The sequence below is a fragment of the Paracoccus spongiarum genome (assembly GCF_030732095.1).
GTDB lineage: Bacteria > Pseudomonadota > Alphaproteobacteria > Rhodobacterales > Rhodobacteraceae > Paracoccus > Paracoccus spongiarum.
Genome location: NZ_JAVAMQ010000011.1, coordinates 122,051 through 142,344, shown reverse-complemented (window position 1 = coordinate 142,344; position 20,294 = coordinate 122,051). Strand labels below are relative to the sequence as shown.

The window sequence follows — 20,294 nt, the reverse complement described above, 5'->3', positions numbered from 1 at the left end:
CATCTGCATGTCGCCCATCTTCTGGCCGGCGCGCAGATAGGCGGCATGGGTGGCCAGCGACATGCTTTCCTGTCCGCCTGCCAGCACGATCGTCGCATCGCCCAGCATCACCTGCTGCGCGGCAAGACCGACGGCGCGCAGACCCGAGCCGCAGACCTGGTTGATCAGCCAGGCCGAGGATTCCTGCGGCAGGCCGGCCTTGATATGCGCCTGGCGGGCCGGGTTCTGGCCTTGCGCGGCGGTCAGCACCTGGCCGAGGATGGTCTCGCTGACCTCTGCCGGGTCGACGCCCGAGCGGGATACCACCTCGCGCAGCACCGCCGCGCCGAGGTCGTGGGCCGGCACGTTCGCGAACGCGCCCATGAAACTGCCGACCGGCGTGCGGGCAGCGGACACAATAACGGCTTTGGTCATGAGGCTTCCTTCCATCGACGCCGAGGCTCCGGCGAATCGAGGACAGGATGCGGGTTCGCGCCGTGGCGTCAAGCAGATCGGGGAGATCGGCGGCAATGGCCGCCGGTTCGCTGCACGTCATGCAGGTTTCGCGGCCGGCCACGGGACGATGCCCTGCCCGAGCGTTGCCGGTCAGGCGCCTCCAGTCGGGCGCGTCCGGGCGGGGGTGTCCGGGTGGCTTGATCTGCTGGCATGCGTCGCCCGGTGGGCGTCACCGGGCGGGCGGGTGTGATCGGTGGCGCGATCAGCGCCGGGCGACCGAGGGCGGCGTCTTCCACGGCGGCGCGATGGTCGGGGCGCCGAAATAATAACCCTGCAGGCAGTCGATGCCGCTGTCGATCAGGAAGCTTGCATCCTCGGCCGTCTCGACCGATTCGGCGACGGTGAACATGTCGAAATGCTGCCCGATCGACATCAGCGCGCGGGTCAGCACCTGATTGTCGGGCTGTTCGGCGATCGCGCGGATGAACTGGCCGTCGATCTTGATCATGTCGAAGCAGAAGTCGCGCAGGTAGCGGAACGAGGTATAGCCCGCGCCGAAATCGTCCAGCGCCAGACTGATGCCGTGGCGCTGCACCTCGCGCATGAAGTTCTGCACCTGGTCGGGCATGCCCATCGCCGAGCTTTCGGTGATCTCGAGGATCAGCCTTTCGCCCACATGCGCATCCTCGGCGATGCCCTGGCGCAGGGTGCGGATCCAGTCGGGATAGCCGATCGAGCGGGCCGACATGTTGATCGACAGGCGCAGCGCCGGATCCTCGGTCAGCGCCTGCAGGCCCAGCCCCAGCGACAGGCAGTCGATCTGCCGGCCCAGTTCGGTCGTTTCGGCCAGCGGCATGAAATCCTTCAGCGGCACGATCCGGCCGCTGTCGTCGATGATACGGATCAACCCCTCGTAGAAGGCCGGGCGCTGGGTGCGCTGTGCCTGCACGATGGGCTGGTAGGCCAGAACGCCGTTGCCGCGCTCGACCGCGGCGCGGACGGCCGGCAGGGTGATCCTGCTTTGCTGGTCGATGGCAAAATCCAAGGGCGAGCCTTTGGTCGGGGTGCCGTCGTTCACATCGGGCCTCATCTCACGGACGTTTCCTTGCACTTTGCGCATGATCCCCTAATTTCGCGTGAAAGCGCAGGGTTTTTTCAACTCAAGGTTAACAGGTCATGCCACGCTGCAGCTGGTGCGGGTCCGATCCGCTGTATGTCGCCTATCACGACCAGGAATGGGGCGTTCCCGAACGCGACCCGCGCGCGCTGTGGGAAAAGCTGGTCCTTGACGGATTTCAGGCCGGGCTGAGCTGGATCACCATCCTCAGGAAGCGCGACAATTTCCGCGCGGCCTTCGACGGCTTCGACCCCGAAAGGGTCGCCGGCTGGGACGAGGCCCGCATCGCGGGCGCCCTGCAGGACCCCGGCATCATCCGCCATCGCGGCAAGATCGAGGCGACGGTCCGCGGCGCGCGGCTGTTTCTGGACATCGAGGCGGGGCCGGGGTTCTCGCCGTGGCTGTGGTCCTTCGTCGGCGGCGATCCGGTGGTGAACGGCTTTGCCTCGGCGGCCGAGGTGCCGGCCGCCACGCCCGAATCAACCGCGATGTCGAAGGCGCTGAAGGCGCGCGGCTTCGCCTTCTGCGGGCCGGTCATTACCTACGCCTTCATGCAGGCGACGGGCATGGTCAACGATCATCTGACCGGATGCCCGCGCCATGCCGAGATCACTCGGCCGTCAGCTGTCTGATCACGGCTTTCGCGGCCTCGCTGGCCCAGTCGGCATCGCCCAGCAGGCGCGCGACCTCGCGCCCCTCGCGGTCGATCAGGACGCTGACCGGCAGGCCGAGAACGCCCATGTCGCGGGCCAGCTGCTGGCGCGGGTCCAGCAGCACCGGCAGGGTCGTGACGCCGGTCTCGGCGAAGAAGCGGTCGATCTTTTCGGGGGCGTTGCGGCCGGTCGCCACCGGCACCACCTGGAAGTCGTCGCCGCCCATTTCGGCCTGAAGGGCGTCCAGCGACGGCATTTCCTCGCGGCAGGGCGCGCACCAGGTGGCCCAGAAGTTCAGCAGCACGACCTTGCCGCGATAGTCGGACAAGGCGTGGGTGTTGCCCTCGGGGTCGGTGAAGGTCGTCCCGGGCAGCGGGGGCGCGTCCTCGGACGGCACCAGCTTGGCCAGCCCGGCGGCCTGCGCCGCCGGCCAGTCCACGGCCCCCGCGAAGGCGGTGTTTGCACCGATTACCAGCGCCGTATAAAGCAGGGCAGAACGCAGCATGAGACCTCCGAAGGACTTCCGAATGACCGACCGGCCGCAGACCAGGGACGCCGCCAACACGATGTGGGGCGGCCGCTTCGCCTCCGGCCCCGACGCGATCATGGAGGCGATCAACGCCTCGATCGGCTTCGACCGAAGGCTCTACGCCCAGGACATCCGGGGCAGCCGGGCCCATGCGGCGATGCTGGCCGCGCAGGGCATCATCAGCGATAGCGATGCCCGCGCGATCGGGGAAGGGCTTCTCACGGTGTTGTCAGAGATCGAGGCCGGAAATTTCCCGTTCTCGACGGCGCTTGAGGACATTCACATGAATGTCGAGGCGCGGCTGAAGGATCTGATCGGAGAGCCGGCGGGCCGGCTGCATACCGGACGGTCCCGCAACGACCAGGTGGCGACGGATTTCCGGCTGTGGGTGCGCGACCAGTGCGACGCGGCGATCGCGGCGCTGGAGGCTGTGATCCGTGCCGCGCTGGGCCAGGCCGAGGCGGGGGCGGACTGGGTGATGCCCGGTTTCACCCATCTGCAGACCGCCCAGCCGGTGACATGGGGTCATCACATGATGGCCTATGTCGAGATGTTCGGCCGCGATCTGGGCCGTTTTCGCGACGCCCGCGCCCGGATGAACGAATCGCCCCTTGGCGCCGCCGCACTGGCCGGGACCGGCTATCCCATCGACCGTCAGGCGACCGCCGCCGCGCTGGAGTTCGACCGGCCGATGGCCAACAGCCTCGATGCCGTCAGCGACCGCGACTTCGCGCTGGAATTCCTGTCGGCCGCCTCGATCTGCGCCGTCCACCTGTCGCGGCTGTCCGAGGAGTTGGTGATCTGGTCCTCGGCGCAGTTCCGCTTCGTGTCGATGTCGGACAGATGGTCCACCGGATCGTCGATCATGCCGCAGAAGCGCAATCCCGACGCGGCCGAGCTGATCCGCGCCAAGATCGGCCGCATCCTGGGCGCGACGGTGGCGCTGTTCACGGTGATGAAGGGCCTGCCGCTGGCCTATTCCAAGGACATGCAGGAGGACAAGGAACAGGTCTTCGACGCCGCCGACAGCCTGATGCTGGCGCTGGCCGCGATGGCGGGGATGCTGTCGGACCTGACCGCGAACCGCGACCGGATGGAGGCCGCCGCCTCGGCCGGCTTCTCGACCGCGACCGATCTGGCCGACTGGCTGGTGCGCGAGGCCGGGCTGCCCTTCCGCGAGGCCCATCACGTCACCGGATCGCTGGTGGCGATGGCCGAGGCGCGGGGCTGCGACCTGCCCGATCTGACGCTTTCCGACATGCAATCGGTCAACCCGGCGATCACCGACGACGTGTTCGGCGTTCTGGGTGTTCACAATTCGGTTGCCTCGCGGCAAAGCTATGGCGGCACGGCACCCGGTCAGGTGCGCGCGCAGATCACCCGCTGGAAGGAGAAACTGGCATGATGCGACTGGCCCTGATCGCGATCCTCGGGCTTGCGGCCTGCGGGGTGGACGGCCCCCCCGAACGGCCCGCCGCGCCGACGACGCCGCCCAAATCGACCGTCTCGATCTCGGGTGAGGCGACGATGGGCGTGATCTCGGAGCTGTAGGTGGATCACTTCAACTACCGCGACGGCACGCTGCACGCCGAGGAGGTGCCCCTGTCGCGGATCGCGGCCGAGCTGGGCACGCCCGTCTATGTCTATTCGGCGGCGACGCTGCGGCGCCATTTCGGCCTGTTCCGCGAGGCGCTGGACTGGACCGATCATCTGGTCTGCTTCGCGGTCAAGTCGAATTCGAACCTGGCGGTGCTGAAGCTGCTGGGCGACATGGGTGCCGGCATGGATGTCGTCTCGGGCGGCGAGTATCTGCGCGCGAGGGCGGCGGGCGTGCCGGGCGAGCGGATCGTCTTTTCCGGCGTCGGAAAGACCCTGGCCGAGATGCGGCTGGCCATCGAGGGCGGCATCCGCCAGGTCAACATCGAATCCGAGCCCGAGATGCGGGCGCTGTCGGGGCTGGCCACGAGCATGGGCGCCGAGGTGCCGGTGGCGATCCGCGTCAACCCGGATGTCGATGCCGGCACGCATGAGAAGATCGCGACCGGCCGCTCGGACAACAAGTTCGGCATCCCGATCGCGCGGGCGCGCGACGTCTATGCCGAGGCGGCCGGCCTGCCCGGATTGCGGGTGGTCGGCGTGGATGTGCATATCGGCAGCCAGCTGACCGATCTGGACCCCTACCGGGCGGCCTATGCCAAGGTCGCGGACCTGGCCCGCGCGCTGCGGGCGGATGGCCACGCGATCAGCCGGCTGGATCTGGGCGGCGGGCTTGGCATCCCCTATCGGCGCGACAACAACGCGCCGCCGCTGCCGCTGGAATACGGGCGGGTGATCCGCGAGACGGTGGGCGATCTGGGCTGCGAGATCGAGATCGAGCCGGGGCGCAACATCGTCGGCAATGCCGGCGTGCTGCTGGCGCAGGTCATCTATCTGAAGGAGGGCGCGGGGCGCGACTTCCTGATCGTGGACGCGGCGATGAACGACCTGCTGCGCCCGGCCATGTACGGGGCGCATCACGACATCGTGCCGCTGGTCGAGCCGCGTCCCGGCGCCGGATTGCGGCGTGTGGACGTGGTGGGGCCAATCTGCGAATCGGGCGACACTTTCCAGAAGGGCGCCGAATTGCCGGTGCTGGGCGCGGGCGATCTGGTCGCCTTCCGATCGGCCGGGGCTTACGGCGCCGTGATGGCCTCGGAATACAATTCGCGCCCGCTGGTGCCCGAGGTGCTGGTCAGCGGCGATCACTTCGCCGTCATCCGCCCACGACCGACATTTGAGGAAATGCTGGCGCGCGATAGCATTCCCGAATGGCTTTGACGCGGCACGCGGATGCGACCTCGAGGCCGGGGGCGCTGCCCCCGGACCCCCGGGATATTTACGGACCAAGGCAAAGGGGCATCCTCCGCGCGCTGCGGCTTACGCGCTGGGGGATGATCTGGGAACGGGCGGCCCGTGCCTTCTGGCCGCTGGCCGCGCTGGCCTGCCTGATCTTTGCGGCGCTGGCGCTGGGCGGTGCGGTGGCGGTGCCCCCCGCGCTGCTGCCCTGGCTTGTGGGTGCGGGCCTGGTCGCGCTGGTCGCTGCGGCGATCCGGGGCGGGCTGCGCTATCGGCGGGTGCGGGGCGGCGAGGCGGTCGCGCGGCTGGACCGGACCCTGCCGGGCCGGCCGCTGGCGGCGCTTGCCGACCGCGCCGCGATCGGCGGCGAGGGCGCGCTGTGGCAGGCGCATCTGGCGCAGATGCAGGGCCGGGCGGCGACCGCCCGGGCCGTGCCGCCCAGGGCCGATCTTGCGCCGCGCGATCCCTATGCGCTGCGGCTGGCCGGGCTTCTGGCGCTGGTGATGGCGCTGATCTTCGGCGGCGCGGGGCAGCTGGGGCAGGGGATCGAGGCGATCGCCGCCACCGTCGGACGGCCGCTGGCCGAGGCCGAGTCTCCGGCCGGGCCCAGCTGGGAGGGCTGGGCCACGCCGCCCGCCTATACGCGCCGGCCGACGATCTATCTGAACGCCCTCGCCGAGGGCGAGGCGCTTGAGTTGCCAAAGGGCAGCGCCGTCAGTTTCCGCCTTTACGGCGAGGGGCTGTCGGTCGTGCAGGATGTCGGCGGCGCAGTGGGCGAGGACCCTCAGGCACCCGGTTTCCGGGCCGAGCGCTCGGGCGCGATCGAGGTTGCGGGGCGGCGCATCGCGGTCAGCGTGCTGCCCGATCTGGCGCCGGTGATCCGGGCCGGCGCGGCGCCGACCCGGCGCGCCGACGGCCGACTGGTGCAGGATTTCGTGGCCGAGGACGATCACGGCGTGATGGCTGGCCGCGCGCGCATCGACCTTGACCTTGCCTCGGTCGACCGGCGCTTCGGTCTCGCCGTGCCGCCCGAGCCGCGCGAGGCGGTCGATCTGGCGCTGCCCCTGCCGCGCGGCGGGGCGCGGCGTGCGGTCAGCGGCCAGCTGGTCGAGGATCTGGCCCGCCATCCCTGGGCCAACCTGCCGGTGGCGCTGGTCCTCGAGGCGGTGGACGGCATCGACCAGACTGGCAGCGCCGCGCCGATGCGGGTGGTGCTGCCGGGCCGGCGCTTCTTCGAGCCGCGCGCCGCCGCCCTGATCGAGCTGCGCCGGGACCTGCTGTGGTCGCGCGAGAATGCCGCCCGCAGCGCCGAGATCCTGCGCGCGATCACCTGGCGGCCGGAGGGTTTCGTCACCGACGATCTGTATCGCGACCTGCGCGGCGCGGTCGGTGTGCTGGAGGGCGGCGGCCTGTCGGTCGAGGCCCGCGACAAGCTGGCCGAGGCGCTGTGGGCGGCGGCGATCCAGCTGGAGGATGGCGGGCTGGCCGACGCGCTGGAGCGCATGAAGCAGGCGCAGGAAAAGCTGTCCGAGGCGATCCGCAACGGTGCCAGCCCCGACGAGATCCAGCGGCTGATGGACGAGTTGCGCGAGGCGACCGACGCCTATACGCGGATGCTGGCGGAACAAGGCCGGCAGGACCCGGCCGAACGATTTTCGCGCAACCAGCAGGGCCAGCAGATCACCGGCGACCAGATCCAGCAGATGATGGACGAGATCCAGCGGCTGATGAACGAGGGCCGTATGGCCGAGGCCCAGCAATTGCTGGAACAGTTCAACCGGATGATGGAGAACTTGCAGGTCACGCAGGGTCAGGGCGGCGAGGGCCAGCAGGGCGGCGAGGGCGATCCCTCGATGAATCGGCTGGCCGACACGCTGCGCGAGCAGCAGCGGCTGTCTGACGAGGCGTTCCGCGACATGCAGGAGCAGTTCGGCGAGGGGCGGGACGGGCAGCCCTCGGGCAATGCCGGCGACCTTGCGCAGCGACAGCGCGACCTGCGCGAGCAGCTGGGCCAGCAGCGCGGGATGCTGCCGGGGCAGGGCTCGGAGCAGGGCGATCAGGCGCGGCGCAATCTCGACGAGGCCGGCCGCGCGATGGAGCACGCCGAACAGGCGCTGCGCGACGGCGATACCGGCGGCGCGCTGCAGGATCAGGCGGACGCCATCCAGTCCATGCGCGAGGGGATGCGGGCGCTGTCGGACATGCTGGGCGAGCAGGGCCGGCAGGCCGAGCAGGGCCAGCAGCCCGGACAGGAGGGCGACGAGCCCGAGGGCCAGCCCGGTCAGGGCAACCGTGCCGGCGCGGACGGCGCGACCCGCGACCGCCGCCCGATGCTGGACCCCCTCGGGCGACAGCTGGATGGCAACGGCAACATGATCCCCCTGAACGATCCGCTGGCCGAAGGGGCCGACCCCGCGCAGCGCGCCCGCGACCTGCTGGACGAGATCCGCCGTCGCAGCGGCCAGCGCGAACGCCCCGAGGACGAGCGCGACTATCTGGGCCGGCTTCTGGACCGGTTCTGAGGCGCGGCCGGGGTGGCGCCGGCCGCCTAGCCTGCCGTTGCGCCGCCGATCCGGCCGTGCAGCCAGAGGCGGCCCGCATCGACCATGTCGCGCAACTCCATCAACGCAGCGCCCGCCGGGCCGGTCTGGGCGAGGCCCGGCGCCATGATGTAGAGGGCGAGGCAGGCGGCAGAAAGCATCGCGGCAAGCCCAAGGCCCATGCGGTAGGCGCCCGCCGTGTCGAGGCGGGCAGGCGCGGGGGCTGTGGCCACGGCCGGCTGTGCCACGGCGACGGGCGGCATCTGCCCGCTGGGATGCGGCTCGGGCGTGATCGTCCGCACCGGTGTCGCCTGCGCCGTGACGGCCGCGGGGCGCGGCGCAGGCGCGGGTGATTCCGTCCCGGGTGCCTGCCCGGTGGGGGCCTGCGCGGTTGGGAGCTGTGCGGCGTGGGCGTCCTGCGTGCCGGTGACGGTGGTCGCGGGCCAGTCGGGCTCGACCGAGGCGCCGATCACCCCGCGTGCGGGGACGGGCGTCGCGCCGCTGCGCCCGAAAGCCTCGTCCTCGGCCATCCGGGCGCGGCGCTCATGCTCGACCTCGTCGCGCAGGATGTCCAGCACGCTGTCGGGCAGCTTGCGGCTGAGCGGGGCGGCGGCGGGAACCGGGGCAGGCGCCTCGTGAATGATCCGCAGCGGGCGCGGCGGCTCGGGCGGCGGGGTTCCCGATCCGTCACGGCGGGCGTGCCAGATCCGCCCGCAGGCCGTGCATTCGACCTCGCGTCCGGCCGGCGGAATCGCCTCGGCCGGCAGCAGGTATTCGACGCCGCAGCGCGGACAGATCAATCTCAATTCGCCCATCCCCACCCTCGCATTCGCCTTGTGGCTGTTCTATCAAGCGCGGGTCCGGCTTCCAAGCGCCGGGACGAAAAAGCCGGAACGAAAGGGCGGGGCGTGATCGAGTTGCAGGATGCGGGCTTTGGCTATCACGAGGGTGCCGAGCTGTTGTCGAACATGACGCTGAGCCTGCAGAAGGGCATGTTCCATTTCCTGACCGGTCCCTCGGGCGCGGGCAAGACGACGCTGCTGCGGCTGCTTTATGCCGATCTGCTGCCGACCTCGGGGCGGGTTATCGCCTTCGGGCAGGACCTGCGCGGGCTGGGGCGCGACGACATTGCCGGGCTTCGGCGGCGGGTCGGGGTGGTGCATCAGGACACGCAGTTCCTCGACCATCTGCCGGTCGCCGAGAACGTCGCGCTGCCGCTGACGGTGTCGGGGCATGCGGTCGACATGACGGCCCTGCGCGACCTGCTGGGCTGGGTGCAGCTTGGCCCGCAGGCCCGCGCCCTGCCGCCCTCGCTGTCGGGCGGAGAGCGTCAGCGGGCGGCGCTGGCGCGGGCGGTGATCCTGTCGCCCGACTTGGTGCTGGCCGACGAGCCGACCGGAAATCTGGACTGGGACATGTCGATGCGGCTGATGCAATTGCTGATCGAGCTGAACAAATCGGGCAAGACCGTGCTGGTCGCGACCCATGACCTGAACCTGATCCGCGCCGCCAAGGCGCAGGTCGCGGCGCGGGTGCTGCGGATCGCGAATGGCGGGTTGCAACTGGCGGGGGCGGACCTGTGAGGCGTGCGGATCTGAAGGCGCTGAGGCTGCGGGCGCTGTGGGAGGGGCTGGTCGGACGCGATGGCGGCGCTGGTGAGCGCATCGTCCCGCCGACCGGCTTCACCGCGCAGCTGACCCTGTTCGCGGCGGCGGCGATGGCCTTCCTTGCGGTCTTCGCGCTGGCGCTGGCGCTGGCGACCGGCCGGCTGGCCGAACGCTGGTCGGCGGAACTGGCGCAGTCGGTGACGGTGCGGGTCAGCGCCCCCTCGGCCGAGCAGGCGTCACGGACGCAGGCGGCGATGCAGATCCTGCTGACCACCCCGGGCGTGGGCGAGCCGCAACTGCTGCCCGAGGACGAGGTGGCGCGGCTGCTGGCGCCGTGGTTCGGCCCCGACATGCCCGTCGACGCCTTGCCGGTGCCGGCCCTGATCGACCTGCCGATCGCCAGTGACGATTTCGACGCCGAGGGGCTGCGGCTGCGGCTCGAGGCCGAGGCGCCGGGCGCGGTGCTGGACGATCACAGCCAGTGGCGGCGGCCCTTGGTCTCGGCGGCGCGGGGGGTGCGGCTTCTGGGCGCGGTCTCGCTGCTGCTGATCGCGGCGACGGCGGGGGCCATGATCGCGCTGGCCGCGAAGGCCGCGCTGGCCGCCAACGGCCAGGTGATCCGGGTGCTGCGGCTGATCGGGGCGCGCGACCTGACCATTGCCGCCGCCTTCGTGCGCCGCTTTACCCATCGCGCGGCCATCGGCGCGGCTGCCGGCACGCTTCTGGGCATGGCGGCGGTGGCGCTGCTGCCCGATGCCAGCGCGGCCGGCGGGTTCCTGACCGGCCTCGGCTTTCGCGGCTGGGGCTGGCTGCTGCCGCTGCTGATCCCGGTCGTCGCCGCGGGCGTGGGCTTTCTGGCGACCCGCTGGGCCGCGCTGAAGATGCTGGGCGCGGTGCGATGAGCGGGCGGTCCTGCTCGGCGGTGCCGGGGCCGCTGGGGCCGTGGCAATATCTCCAGAACCTGCTGTTCTATGTGCATGCCGGGCTGGCGACGCTGCTGATCGGGCTGGTCGGGCTGCCCTGGGTGGCGCTGCGCGGCCGCCCGGCCGCGAACGGGATCGCGACCCGCTGGATCGGCTACATGCTGTGGGCGGCGCGGTTGCATCTGCGCGTCCACTGCGAGATCCGCGGCACCCCGCCCGAGGGCGATTGCATCGTCGCGGCCAAGCACCAGTGCTTCCTCGACATCCTCGTGATCGCCAATGCGCTGCCGCAGCGGGCCTTCATCATGAAGCGCGAGGTGATGCGCGTGCCGGTGATGGGCTGGTATGCCTGGAAGATCGGCTGCATCCCGATCGACCGGTCGCGCGGCCGCGACGCGCTGCGCGCCATCGCCAAGCAGGTCAATCAGCGGCTCGCCTCGGACGAGGGGCTGGGCCAGCTCATCATCTATCCCGAAGGCACCCGCACACGGCCCGGCGAGCATCGCGACTACAAGCATGGCGTCGGCACGCTGCGCCTGGCGACGCGCCTGCCGGTGGTGCCGGTCGCGGTCAATGCGGGGCTGTTCTGGCCGCGCAAGGGCTGGGGCGTCCGGCCGGGCCGCGCCGTGGTCGAGTTCCTGCCGGCCATCCCGCCCGAGATGCCGCGCGAGGCCTTCATGCCCCGCCTGCGCGCCGAGATCGAGGCGAATTCCGACCGGCTGATGCAGGAGGCCGGGTTCCGGCTGCCCGCCGACTGACCCCGGCCCGGACAGCCGGCGGGCCTTCACCCGTCGGCCTGCTGGTCGGGGACGATGTTGTTGGCGTGCAGCCAGGGCGGGTTTTCCGCATACATGTCGGCGATCAGCCTGCGGATCAGGTCGATATAGCGCGAGGCGTCGCCCGCCCGATGGTTCATGATGACCGGCGAGATGGCGCGCGGATCGTCGATCACCCGATAGCGCACGTCCGACCGCATCTGCCGCGCCGACGAGGGGATGATGCACAGCCCCGAATCGGCTGCGACAAGGCCAAGCGCGGTCTGGATCTCGCGCACATCCATCACCTCGGCCGGGCGCACGTCGCTGTCCTCCAGCAGCGCCAGCACCTGGTCGGCATAGCTGGGGCGCGGTTCCTTGGGATAGACGATCAGCTTGTGCCCCGCGATCGCCGACAGCGGCAGCGGACCCTCCTCGCGCGCCAGCGGGGTGTCCAGCGGCACGGCCGCGACAAGCCGTTCCTGCCGCAGCACGGTGCTGACGGTGTTCGGATCGCTGTGCCTCAGGCGGCCGAAGCCGACGTCGATCCGCCCCTCCTTCAGGGCCGGGATCTGCTGGATCGACAGCAGCTCGATCAGCTGGATGTCCAGTTCCGGCGCGCTTTGGCGCAGCTTCCTGACCAGCACCGGCAGCCCGCCATACAGCGTCGAGGCGACGAAGCCGATCGACAGCACGCGGTTGCGGTTCATGCCCACCCGACGCGTGGCATCCTTCATCTGGTCGACCCGGCCCAGCACCTGCAGCGCCTGTTCATGGAACAGCCGCCCCGCATCGGTCAGCCGGATCGGCCGGCTCGTGCGCAGGATCAGGGTGACGCCCAGTTCCTCCTCCAGCAGCTGGATCTGCCGGCTCAGCGGCGGCTGGGCGATGTTCAGCCTCTCGGCGGCGCGGGTGAAGTTCCGCTCGCGCGCGACGGCCACGAAATAGCGAAGCTGGCGCAGATCCATTCCGGCCCTCCTGCCGCGTCGGCCAATCCTCCCGCATGGCCGCCGTCACCACCTTTTTCAGACGGTCGCGGCTGTGCAAGGCCATGAAACTTTGATTGTTCCTCGTCATAATACCTTGCGGGTATCGTTGTAAACGCAAATGATCTTGGACTGGCGGGGCGGTGTTCGGGCATCTTGTGCCCATGAACCAGTCATTCGCCCCCCTCGCCACCACGTCGATCGCCGCGCCCGTCGTGACGCGCATCGACACGGTGATCCTCGACCTGCCGACGATCCGGCCGCACAAGCTGTCGGTCGCGACCATGACCGGACAGGTGCTGACCCTCGTCCGCATCCAGTGCAGCGACGGCATCACCGGCATCGGCGAATGCACCACCATCGGCGGGCTCGCCTATGGCGGCGAAAGCCCCGAAAGCATGAAGACCAACATCGACACCTGGTTCGCGCCGGTGATGATCGGGCAGGATGCGACCCGCGTGCAGGCCCTGATGGCACGGCTGGGCAAGATGGTTCGCGACAACCGCTTTGCCAAATCGGCGGTCGAAACCGCGCTGCTGGACGCGCAGGGCAAGCGCCTCGGCCTGCCGGTCAGCGAATTGCTGGGCGGGCGGCGCCGCGACCGCCTGCCGGTCGCCTGGACGCTGGCCTCGGGCGACACCGCGCGAGACATCGCCGAGGCCGAAGAGATGCTGGCGCTGCGCCGGCACCGGATCTTCAAGCTGAAGATCGGCGCCCGCGCCCTGCGCGACGACATCGCCCATGTGGCTGCGATCAAGACCGCGCTGGGCGAGCGGGGCGCGGTGCGCGTTGATGTGAACATGGCCTGGTCCGAGACCGAGGCCGAGCGTGGCATGGCCGCGCTGGCCGATGCCGGCTGCGAGCTGGTCGAGCAGCCGGTGCCCGGCGCCGCGGCGCTAAGCCGGCTGATGCGCCGCTTCGGTGTCGCGCTGATGGCCGATGAATCGCTGACCGGCCCCGAAAGCGCCTTCGACCTGGCGCGTCTCCAGGGCGCCGACGTCTTCGCCGTCAAGCTGGAACAAAGCGGCGGCGCCTTCAACGCGTTGAGGGTCGCGGCGATCGCAGATGCGGCGGGGATCGGGCTTTACGGCGGCACCATGCTGGAGGGCGCGGTCGGCACGGTCGTCTCGGCCCATGCCTTCGCCACCTTCGCCAACCTGCAATGGGGCACCGAACTGTTCGGCCCGCTGCTGCTGACCGAAGAGATCCTGGCCGAGCCGCTGGACTACAGCGACTTCGAACTGGCGGTGCCCGCCGGTCCGGGCCTTGGCATCGCGCTGGACGAGGATCGCGTGGCCTTCTTTGCCCGCGACGGCATCCGCAGGACGATCAGCCTTCCCCCCGCCAGCCACCCTGCCGGAAGGAACTGACCGATGCTGTATCATGTGTTCATGGATGTGAAGATCCCCCGCGATCTGCCCGCCGAGGAACGGGCCGACATCCTGGCCCGCGAAAAGGCCTATTCGCAGGATCTGCAGCGGCAGGGGACATGGCGCCACATCTGGCGGGTTGCGGGGCAGTACGCGAATGTCAGCATCCTCGACGTGCGCGACAACGCCGAACTGCACCAGATCCTGTCGGCGCTGCCGCTGTTCCCCTTCATGCAGATCACCGTCACCCCGCTGCTGCGCCACCCCTCGGCGATCCGCGGGGACGACAGCTAGACCCCACCCCAGGGACCGGCGGAGGGGCCGGCCCGACCCAGTTTCCACGTGAATCCAGGAGGAGAAACCAATGACCGTGAAGATTTTCGACCGCCCCGACATCCAGGAGTTCCTGCGCGAACTCAGCGGCCTCAACAACAGCGACGGCAATCCCCGCATGAAGCAGGTCGTGCACCGGCTGATGTCGGACCTGTTCCGGGCGATCGACGATCTGGACATCACCCCCGACGAATACTGGGCCGGCGTCGCCTGGCTGAACGATCTGGGCGCGGGCGGGCAGGCGGGGCTGATCTCGCCGGGCCTCGGGCTGGATCACTTCATCGACGAGCGGCTGGACGCCATCGACGCCGCGCTGGGCATCGAGAACCCGACCCCGCGCACCATCGAAGGCCCGCTTTACGTCGCAGGCGCCCCGGAATCGACCGGTTTCGCGCGGCTGGATGACGGCACCGACACCAACGGCCACACGCTGATCATGCACGGCACGGTCCACGGCGCCGACGGACAGCCGCTGGCGGGTGCCAAGGTCGAGGTCTGGCACTGCGACACGCGCGGCTTCTATTCTCATTTCGACCCGACCGGCCAGCAGGCGCCGTTCAACATGCGCCGCACGATCATCACCGACGCGCAGGGTCGCTACAAGTTCCAGAGCATCCTGCCCAGCGGCTATGGCGTGCCCCCCGGCAGCCCGACCGAGAAGGTCCTGACGGCCCTTGGCCGCCACGGCCAGCGCCCGGCGCATATCCACTTCTTCGTCAGCGCCGACGAGCATCGCAAGCTGACCACCCAGATCAACATCGAGGGCGATCCTCTGATCGACGACGACTTCGCCTATGCCACCCGCGAGGGGCTGGTGCCGCACGTGATCGAACGCACGGATGACGACAGCATCCGGGCCAACGGCCTGAACGGTCCCTTCGCCGAGATCAGCTTCGACATCCACCTGACCGCGCTGGTTGACGGCATCGACAACCAGGTCAACGAACAGCGCCGCCGCGCCGCCGCCTGAGCGGCGCACGGGGCGGCCCCCGGGAGGGTGGGCCGCCCGCACCACCCAATCTTTCATCACCGACATCAAGGAGGGGCCTGCCCGCAAGCGGCGCATCCCCCGGAGAGGAGAACTCATGTCCGCGATCATCGAAAAGGCCCGCGACCTGGACCAGCTGCTGGAGGTTGCGGTGCAGGACGACGCCGAGGCCGGCCTGTTCCGCTGCCGCCGCGACATCTTCACGAACGAGGATCTGTTCGCGCTGGAAATGAAGCACATCTTCGAGGGCAACTGGGTCTATCTGGCGCATGAGAGCCAGATCCCGGCGGTCAACGACTACTACACCACCTGGATCGGCCGGCAGCCGATCGTCATCACGCGCGACAAGACCGGCACGCTGAACGCCGTCATCAACGCCTGCGCCCACAAGGGCGCGATGCTGTGCCGCCGCAAGCAGGGCAACAAGGGCAGCTTCACCTGTCCGTTCCACGGCTGGACCTTTGCCAACACCGGCAAGCTGCTGAAGGTCAAGGACGCCAGGACCACGCAATATCCCGACCAGTTCAACCAGGGCGGCTCGCATGACCTGACCCGCGTGGCGCGGTTCGAAAGCTATCGCGGCTTCCTGTTCGGCAGCCTGAACCCGGACGTGGCGCCGCTGGAGGACTTTCTGGGCGAAACCACCGTCATCATCGACCAGATCGTCGATCAGGCGCCCGAGGGGCTCGAGGTGCTGCGCGGGAATTCGTCCTACATCTATGACGGCAACTGGAAGCTGCAGATGGAGAATGGCTGCGACGGCTACCATGTCAGCTCGGTCCACTGGAACTACGCCACCACGATGGAACGCCGCAGCGAGACCGGCACCAAGGCGGTGGACGCGAACAGCTGGTCGAAATCGGTGGCCGGCGTCTACGGGTTCGAGAACGGCCACATCCTGCTGTGGACCAACACCCGCAACCCCGAGGTGCGGCCGGTCTACAACCGCCGCGAGGAAATCGCCGCCCGCCTCGGCGAGGAGAAGGCCGGCTTCATCGTCAACCAGACCCGCAATCTGGGGATCTATCCGAACGTGTTCCTGATGGACCAGTTCAGCACCCAGATCCGCGTCGTCCGCCCGCTGGGCGTGGACAAGACCGAAGTCACCATCTTCTGCTTTGCCCCCAAGGGTGAAAGCGCCACGGACCGGGCCATCCGCATCCGCCAGTACGAGGATTTCTTCAACGTCTCGGGCATGGGCACGTCGGACGACCTCGAGGAGTTCCGCGCCTGCCAGACGGCCTATGCCGCACCGCTGTGGAACGACATGTCGCGCGGCGCGCCGCTGTGGGTGCATGGCCCGGACGAGAACGCCCGCCGCATGGGGCTGAACCCGGTCATGTCGGGCGAACGCAGCGAGGACGAGGGGCTGTTCGTCTGCCAGCACGAACACTGGGCCGGCGTGATGCGCGCGGCGCTTGCCGCCGAGAAAGCCGGTCAGAACACGGGAGAAGCAGCATGAGCCTGGATCACGACACCGCCCGCGCGGGCATCGACCATCACGCCATCTGCGCCTTTCTCTATCGCGAGGCGCGCCTGCTGGACGACCGGCAGTGGGATGAATGGCTGACCTGCTATGCGCCCGACGCCTCCTACTGGATGCCGGCCTGGGACGACAACGACCAGACCACAGAGGACCCGCAATCCGAGATCTCGCTGATCTACTACCCGAACCGCGAGGGGCTTGAGGATCGCGTCTTCCGCATCAAGACCGAACGCTCGGGTGCATCGACGCCCGAACCGCGCACCAGCCATGCGGTGCAGAACGTCGAGGTGCTGGCCGATCGCGGCGCCGAGGTGGATGTCCGCTACAACTTCCACACCCTCAACCACCGCTACAAGACCACCGACCAGTTCTTCGGGACGATGTTCGTGACCCTGCGCCAGACCGGCGAGGGGCTGCGCATCGCCGCGAAGAAGATCGTGCTGAAGAACGACTACATCCGCCAGGTCATCGACGTCTATCACGTCTGAGGACCGCCTGACCCCGCACAACCGCAAGGAGGAGGCGACCATGTGCTATACGATCGCGCTGAATTTCGAGGACGGGGTGACCCGCTTCGTGGACTGCAAGCCCGGCGAGAAGATCCTTGACGCGGCGTTCCGCAACAAGATCAACCTGCCGATGGACTGTTCGGACGGCGTTTGCGGTACCTGCAAATGCCGCGCCGAAAGCGGCAGCTATGACCTGGGCGACGAGTATATCGACGACGCCCTGACCGAGGACGAGGCCCGGGGCGGGCTGGTGCTGACCTGCCAGATGGTGCCGTCCTCGGATTGCGTGCTGTCGGTGCCTGTGACGGCCGCGTCCTGCAAGACCGGCCAGCAGACGATCGCGGCCACCGTCACCCGCATCGCGCCGCATCACGACGCGGCCGTGGTGCTGGAACTGGCCATCGACGAGGGGGCGACCGCGCCCGGCTTCCTGCCCGGCCAGTATGTCAACATCGCCGTGCCGGGCAGTGGCGATCACCGCTCCTATTCCTTCAGCACCGCGCCGGGCGACCGCGATCTGGGGTTTCTCATCAAGAAGATCCCCGACGGGCTGATGAGCAACTGGCTGGCGCGGGCCGCCGCCGGCGACCGTCTGGAACTGACCGGGCCGATGGGCAGCTTCTATCTGCGCGAGGGCGAGGGGCCGCTGCTGTTCCTGGCCGGCGGCACCGGGCTTGCGCCCTTCCTGTCGATGCTCGAGGTTCTGGCGCGCGCCGGATCGCGCCGCCAGATCCACCTGATCTACGGCGTGACCCGCGATCTGGACCTGGTGCTGGTCGATCAGATCGCGGCCTTTACCGCGCGGCTGCCGAACTTCACCTTCGCGACGGTGGTGGCCGATCCGGCCTCGGACCACCCGCGCAAGGGCTGGGTCATCCAGCACATGCCCGAGGACATGCTGGCCGCGGGCGAGGTCGATGTCTACCTGTGCGGTCCTCCGCCGATGGTCGATGCCGTCCGCCACTACCTGGACGACGACGGCATCCGCCCGGCCAGCTTCCACTACGAGAAGTTCACGCCAAACGCGCCGCTGAAGGCCAGCGCATGAGCGCCGCGGTCTTTCCCGGCCGCTTTGCCGGCAAGGTGCTGGTCGTGACCGGGGCCGCGCAGGGGATCGGTCGCGCCGTCGCCCTGCGCGCGGCGGCCGAGGGCGGCAGGGTGCTGTTCGTGGACCGCGCCGATTTCGTGACCGAGGTCGCCGCCGAGGCCGGCGGCGAGGCGGCGGCCGTCACCGCCGATCTCGAGACCTGGCAGGGGGCCGAGGCCGCGATGGGCCACGCCGCCGACCGCTTCGGCGGCGTCGACATCCTCATCAACAATGTCGGCGGCGCGATCCGCATGCGCCCCTTCGCCGCATTCGAGCCCGACCAGATCGACGCCGAGATCCGCCGCTCGCTGATGCCGACACTGTATTGCTGCCGGGCGGTGCTGCCGCATCTGGCCGCGCGCGGCGGCGGGACCATCGTCAACGTCTCGTCGAACGCCACCCGCGGCATCCACCGCGTGCCCTATTCGGCGGCCAAGGGCGGAGTGAATGCGATCACCCAGTCACTGGCGATGGAACTGGCGGGGCAGAACATCCGCGTCGTGGCCACCGCGCCCGGGGGAACCGAGGCGCCGCCCCGCCGCATTCCGCGCAATGCCGAGGGCGACAGCCCGCGCGAGCAAGCCTGGATGGCCGAGGTCGTCGACCAGGTCCGCCAGTCGGCCTTCATGCACCGCTATGGCAGCATCGAGGAACAGGCCGCGCCGATCCTGTTCCTGGCCTCGGACGAGGCCTCCTACATCACCGGCACCGTCCTGCCCGTCGCGGGAGGCGACCTTGGCTGACGGCATGTCCATTCGCACAGAACCGAAGAAGGGAGAGGAAGACAATGCGCAGCATTGATGTGAACGAGGCCATCGACCGGGGCCGCTTTGGCCGCTTTCAGTGGATGGTGGTGGCGCTCTGCGGCGCGCTGCTGGTGGTCGATGGCTACGACGTGTTCGTCGCCGGCACCGTGCTGCCGACGCTGATCGCGGAATGGGGCCTGACCAAGCCGCAGGCCGGCGCGCTGCAGGCCTGGGCGCTGTTCGGGATGATGTTCGGGGCGCTGGTGCTGGGGCCGCTGGCCGACCGGATCGGCCGCAAGAAGGGCATCGCCATCAGCTTCCTGCTGTTCACCACCGCGACCCTGCTGACCGGCTTCGCCACCTCGCCCGAGCAGTTCAAGATCTTCCGCTTCATCGCCGGGCTTGGCTGCGGCGGGCTGATGCCGAACGCCGTGGCGCTGATGAACGAATACGCCCCCAGGCGCCTGCGCGGCACGATGGTGGCGCTGATGTTCTCGGGCTATTCGGTGGGCGGCATGGTCGCGGCCGGCATGGGGATCGGGATCATCCCCAGCTATGGCTGGAAGCCGATGTTCTTCGTCGCCGCGGTGCCGCTGTTGCTGTTGCCGCTGATCCTGTGGAAGCTGCCCGAATCCCTGGGCTTCCTGATCCGCCAGGGCCGGCAGGACGAGGCCCGGCGCATCTTTGCCCGGATCGACCCGGCCACGCCGCTGGCCGCCGACGACCGGCTGACCTTCAGCGAGGCCAAGGGCGCGTCGGCCTCGATCGCCGAACTGTTCCGTCACGGGCGCACGCTGCGCACGCTGATGCTGTGGCTGTCCTTCTTCTGCTGCCTGTTGCTGGTCTACCTGCTGTCGTCCTGGCTGCCCAAGGTGCTGCAAGAGGCGGGCTATGCCGAACGCGCCAGCCTTCTGTCGCTGTTCTCGCTGAATTTCGGCGGCATGGCGGGCGCCATCGCGGGCGGCCGGCTGGGTGACCGTTTCGGCCTGCCCAGGATCGTGGTGGGCTATTTCGCGGCGGCTGCCCTGTCGATCGCGATGATCGGGACCAATCCGGGGCCGGGGATGCTGTTCCTGCTGGTCTTCGTCGCCGGCGCCACCACCATCGGCACGCAGATCCTGCTGTATGCAAGCGTGGCGCAGCTTTACAACCTGTCGGTCCGGTCGACCGGGCTGGGCTGGGCCTCGGGCGTGGGCCGGATCGGCGCCATCGTCGGGCCGACCCTTGGCGGGGTGCTGCTGGCGCGCGAATTGCCGCTGGGCCAGAACTTCCTGATCTTCGCGATCCCTGCCGCCGTGTCGGCCGTGGCGATGCTGGTCTTTGCCCTGGCGAATTCGGGCAACCGCGACGCGACGCGGCTGGCCCCGGCCTGAGCCCGGCCACCCGTGGCGCGCG

At 69.4% G+C, this 20,294-nt stretch carries 21 protein-coding genes; 16 read left to right on the top strand and 5 right to left on the bottom strand.

The genetic code is table 11. From position 1 onward, the window contains the following. Positions 1–414, bottom strand: a 414-nt coding sequence (locus Q5Y72_RS13245) for a thiolase family protein (protein ID WP_504222733.1), incomplete at its 3' end; no start/stop codon positions are given. Positions 415–697: 283 nt separating this feature from the next. Next, positions 698–1,525, bottom strand: a complete 828-nt coding sequence (locus Q5Y72_RS13240; RefSeq protein WP_305963894.1) for an EAL domain-containing protein — start codon at positions 1,523–1,525, stop codon at positions 698–700. An 86-nt stretch (positions 1,526–1,611) separates the two neighbouring features. On the opposite strand from Q5Y72_RS13240, the gene Q5Y72_RS13235 reads away from it, so the two are divergent. Next, positions 1,612–2,184 (top strand): DNA-3-methyladenine glycosylase I, encoded by a 573-nt coding sequence (locus Q5Y72_RS13235; RefSeq protein ID WP_305963893.1) that lies wholly within the window; start codon positions 1,612–1,614, stop codon positions 2,182–2,184. Here the strand turns inward: Q5Y72_RS13235 and Q5Y72_RS13230 are convergent. Further along, a complete protein-coding gene (locus Q5Y72_RS13230) occupies positions 2,162–2,710 on the bottom strand; it encodes a TlpA disulfide reductase family protein (protein ID WP_305963892.1) in 549 nt (182 codons plus the stop codon). The genes Q5Y72_RS13235 and Q5Y72_RS13230 overlap by 23 nt on opposite strands. Positions 2,711–2,732: 22 nt before the next feature. Here Q5Y72_RS13230 and argH point away from each other — a divergent pair, with 22 nt between their 5' ends. The 4 genes from argH to Q5Y72_RS13210 are packed head-to-tail and all read left to right on the top strand — an operon-like array spanning position 2,733 to position 8,091. Continuing rightward, positions 2,733–4,139, top strand: coding sequence for an argininosuccinate lyase (argH, locus tag Q5Y72_RS13225; protein WP_305963891.1), 1,407 nt, complete (start codon positions 2,733–2,735; stop codon positions 4,137–4,139). Further along, on the top strand, positions 4,136–4,285 hold the full coding sequence (locus tag Q5Y72_RS13220; protein WP_305963890.1) for a hypothetical protein: 150 nt from the start codon (positions 4,136–4,138) through the stop codon (positions 4,283–4,285). Before argH ends, Q5Y72_RS13220 begins: the two co-directional genes overlap by 4 nt. Next, entirely contained in the window at positions 4,286–5,551 is a 1,266-nt protein-coding gene (gene lysA / locus Q5Y72_RS13215; RefSeq protein ID WP_305963889.1) for a diaminopimelate decarboxylase, read from the top strand. Continuing rightward, entirely contained in the window at positions 5,548–8,091 is a 2,544-nt protein-coding gene (locus tag Q5Y72_RS13210) for a DUF4175 domain-containing protein (protein WP_371930828.1), read from the top strand. Before lysA ends, Q5Y72_RS13210 begins: the two co-directional genes overlap by 4 nt. 26 nt (positions 8,092–8,117) lie before the next feature. On the opposite strand, the gene Q5Y72_RS13205 is transcribed toward Q5Y72_RS13210, so the two are convergent. After that, complete coding sequence (locus Q5Y72_RS13205) at positions 8,118–8,924, bottom strand: zinc-ribbon domain-containing protein (protein WP_305963887.1); 807 nt, start codon at positions 8,922–8,924, stop codon at positions 8,118–8,120. A 93-nt stretch (positions 8,925–9,017) separates the two neighbouring features. Between Q5Y72_RS13205 and Q5Y72_RS13200 the strand changes: the two genes are divergently transcribed. Genes Q5Y72_RS13200 through Q5Y72_RS13190 form a run of 3 tightly spaced genes read left to right on the top strand, consistent with a single transcriptional unit; the run spans position 9,018 to position 11,397 of the window. Beyond that, positions 9,018–9,692, top strand: coding sequence for a cell division ATP-binding protein FtsE (locus Q5Y72_RS13200; RefSeq protein WP_305963886.1), 675 nt, complete (start codon positions 9,018–9,020; stop codon positions 9,690–9,692). Beyond that, the gene (locus tag Q5Y72_RS13195) at positions 9,689–10,618 is read left to right on the top strand and encodes a cell division protein FtsX (RefSeq protein ID WP_305963885.1); all 930 of its coding nucleotides are present in this window, start codon (positions 9,689–9,691) and stop codon (positions 10,616–10,618) included. Before Q5Y72_RS13200 ends, Q5Y72_RS13195 begins: the two co-directional genes overlap by 4 nt. Next, on the top strand, positions 10,615–11,397 hold the full coding sequence (locus Q5Y72_RS13190; RefSeq protein ID WP_305963884.1) for a lysophospholipid acyltransferase family protein: 783 nt from the start codon (positions 10,615–10,617) through the stop codon (positions 11,395–11,397). The genes Q5Y72_RS13195 and Q5Y72_RS13190 overlap by 4 nt, the downstream gene beginning before the upstream one ends. 26 nt (positions 11,398–11,423) lie before the next feature. Here Q5Y72_RS13190 and Q5Y72_RS13185 read toward each other — a convergent pair whose 3' ends face one another. Beyond that, positions 11,424–12,362 (bottom strand): LysR family transcriptional regulator, encoded by a 939-nt coding sequence (locus Q5Y72_RS13185; protein ID WP_305963883.1) that lies wholly within the window; start codon positions 12,360–12,362, stop codon positions 11,424–11,426. 182 nt (positions 12,363–12,544) lie between these two features. On the opposite strand from Q5Y72_RS13185, the gene Q5Y72_RS13180 reads away from it, so the two are divergent. The 8 genes from Q5Y72_RS13180 to Q5Y72_RS13145 all read left to right on the top strand — a co-directional run bounded on the left by Q5Y72_RS13180 (position 12,545) and on the right by Q5Y72_RS13145 (position 20,272). Then, positions 12,545–13,750, top strand: a complete 1,206-nt coding sequence (locus tag Q5Y72_RS13180; protein ID WP_305963882.1) for a muconate/chloromuconate family cycloisomerase — start codon at positions 12,545–12,547, stop codon at positions 13,748–13,750. A gap of 3 nt (positions 13,751–13,753) precedes the next feature. Beyond that, positions 13,754–14,044 (top strand): muconolactone Delta-isomerase, encoded by a 291-nt coding sequence (catC, locus tag Q5Y72_RS13175; RefSeq protein ID WP_305963881.1) that lies wholly within the window; start codon positions 13,754–13,756, stop codon positions 14,042–14,044. A gap of 70 nt (positions 14,045–14,114) precedes the next feature. Next, complete coding sequence (gene catA / locus Q5Y72_RS13170; RefSeq protein ID WP_305963880.1) at positions 14,115–15,053, top strand: catechol 1,2-dioxygenase; 939 nt, start codon at positions 14,115–14,117, stop codon at positions 15,051–15,053. 115 nt (positions 15,054–15,168) lie between these two features. Further along, positions 15,169–16,533: an SRPBCC family protein gene (locus tag Q5Y72_RS13165; protein ID WP_305963879.1), complete on the top strand. Its 1,365-nt coding sequence runs from the start codon at positions 15,169–15,171 to the stop codon at positions 16,531–16,533. Continuing rightward, complete coding sequence (benB, locus tag Q5Y72_RS13160; RefSeq protein ID WP_305963878.1) at positions 16,530–17,045, top strand: benzoate 1,2-dioxygenase small subunit; 516 nt, start codon at positions 16,530–16,532, stop codon at positions 17,043–17,045. The genes Q5Y72_RS13165 and benB overlap by 4 nt, the downstream gene beginning before the upstream one ends. Before the next feature lie 40 nt (positions 17,046–17,085). After that, positions 17,086–18,114, top strand: coding sequence for a benzoate 1,2-dioxygenase electron transfer component BenC (benC, locus tag Q5Y72_RS13155; RefSeq protein WP_305963877.1), 1,029 nt, complete (start codon positions 17,086–17,088; stop codon positions 18,112–18,114). Next, on the top strand, positions 18,111–18,896 hold the full coding sequence (gene benD, locus Q5Y72_RS13150; RefSeq protein WP_305963876.1) for a benzoate diol dehydrogenase BenD: 786 nt from the start codon (positions 18,111–18,113) through the stop codon (positions 18,894–18,896). Before benC ends, benD begins: the two co-directional genes overlap by 4 nt. Before the next feature lie 44 nt (positions 18,897–18,940). Next, positions 18,941–20,272 carry an MFS transporter gene (locus Q5Y72_RS13145; protein WP_305963875.1) on the top strand — a complete coding sequence of 444 codons (1,332 nt, stop codon included), beginning with the start codon at positions 18,941–18,943 and terminating at the stop codon, positions 20,270–20,272. Positions 20,273–20,294 lie beyond the last annotated feature (22 nt).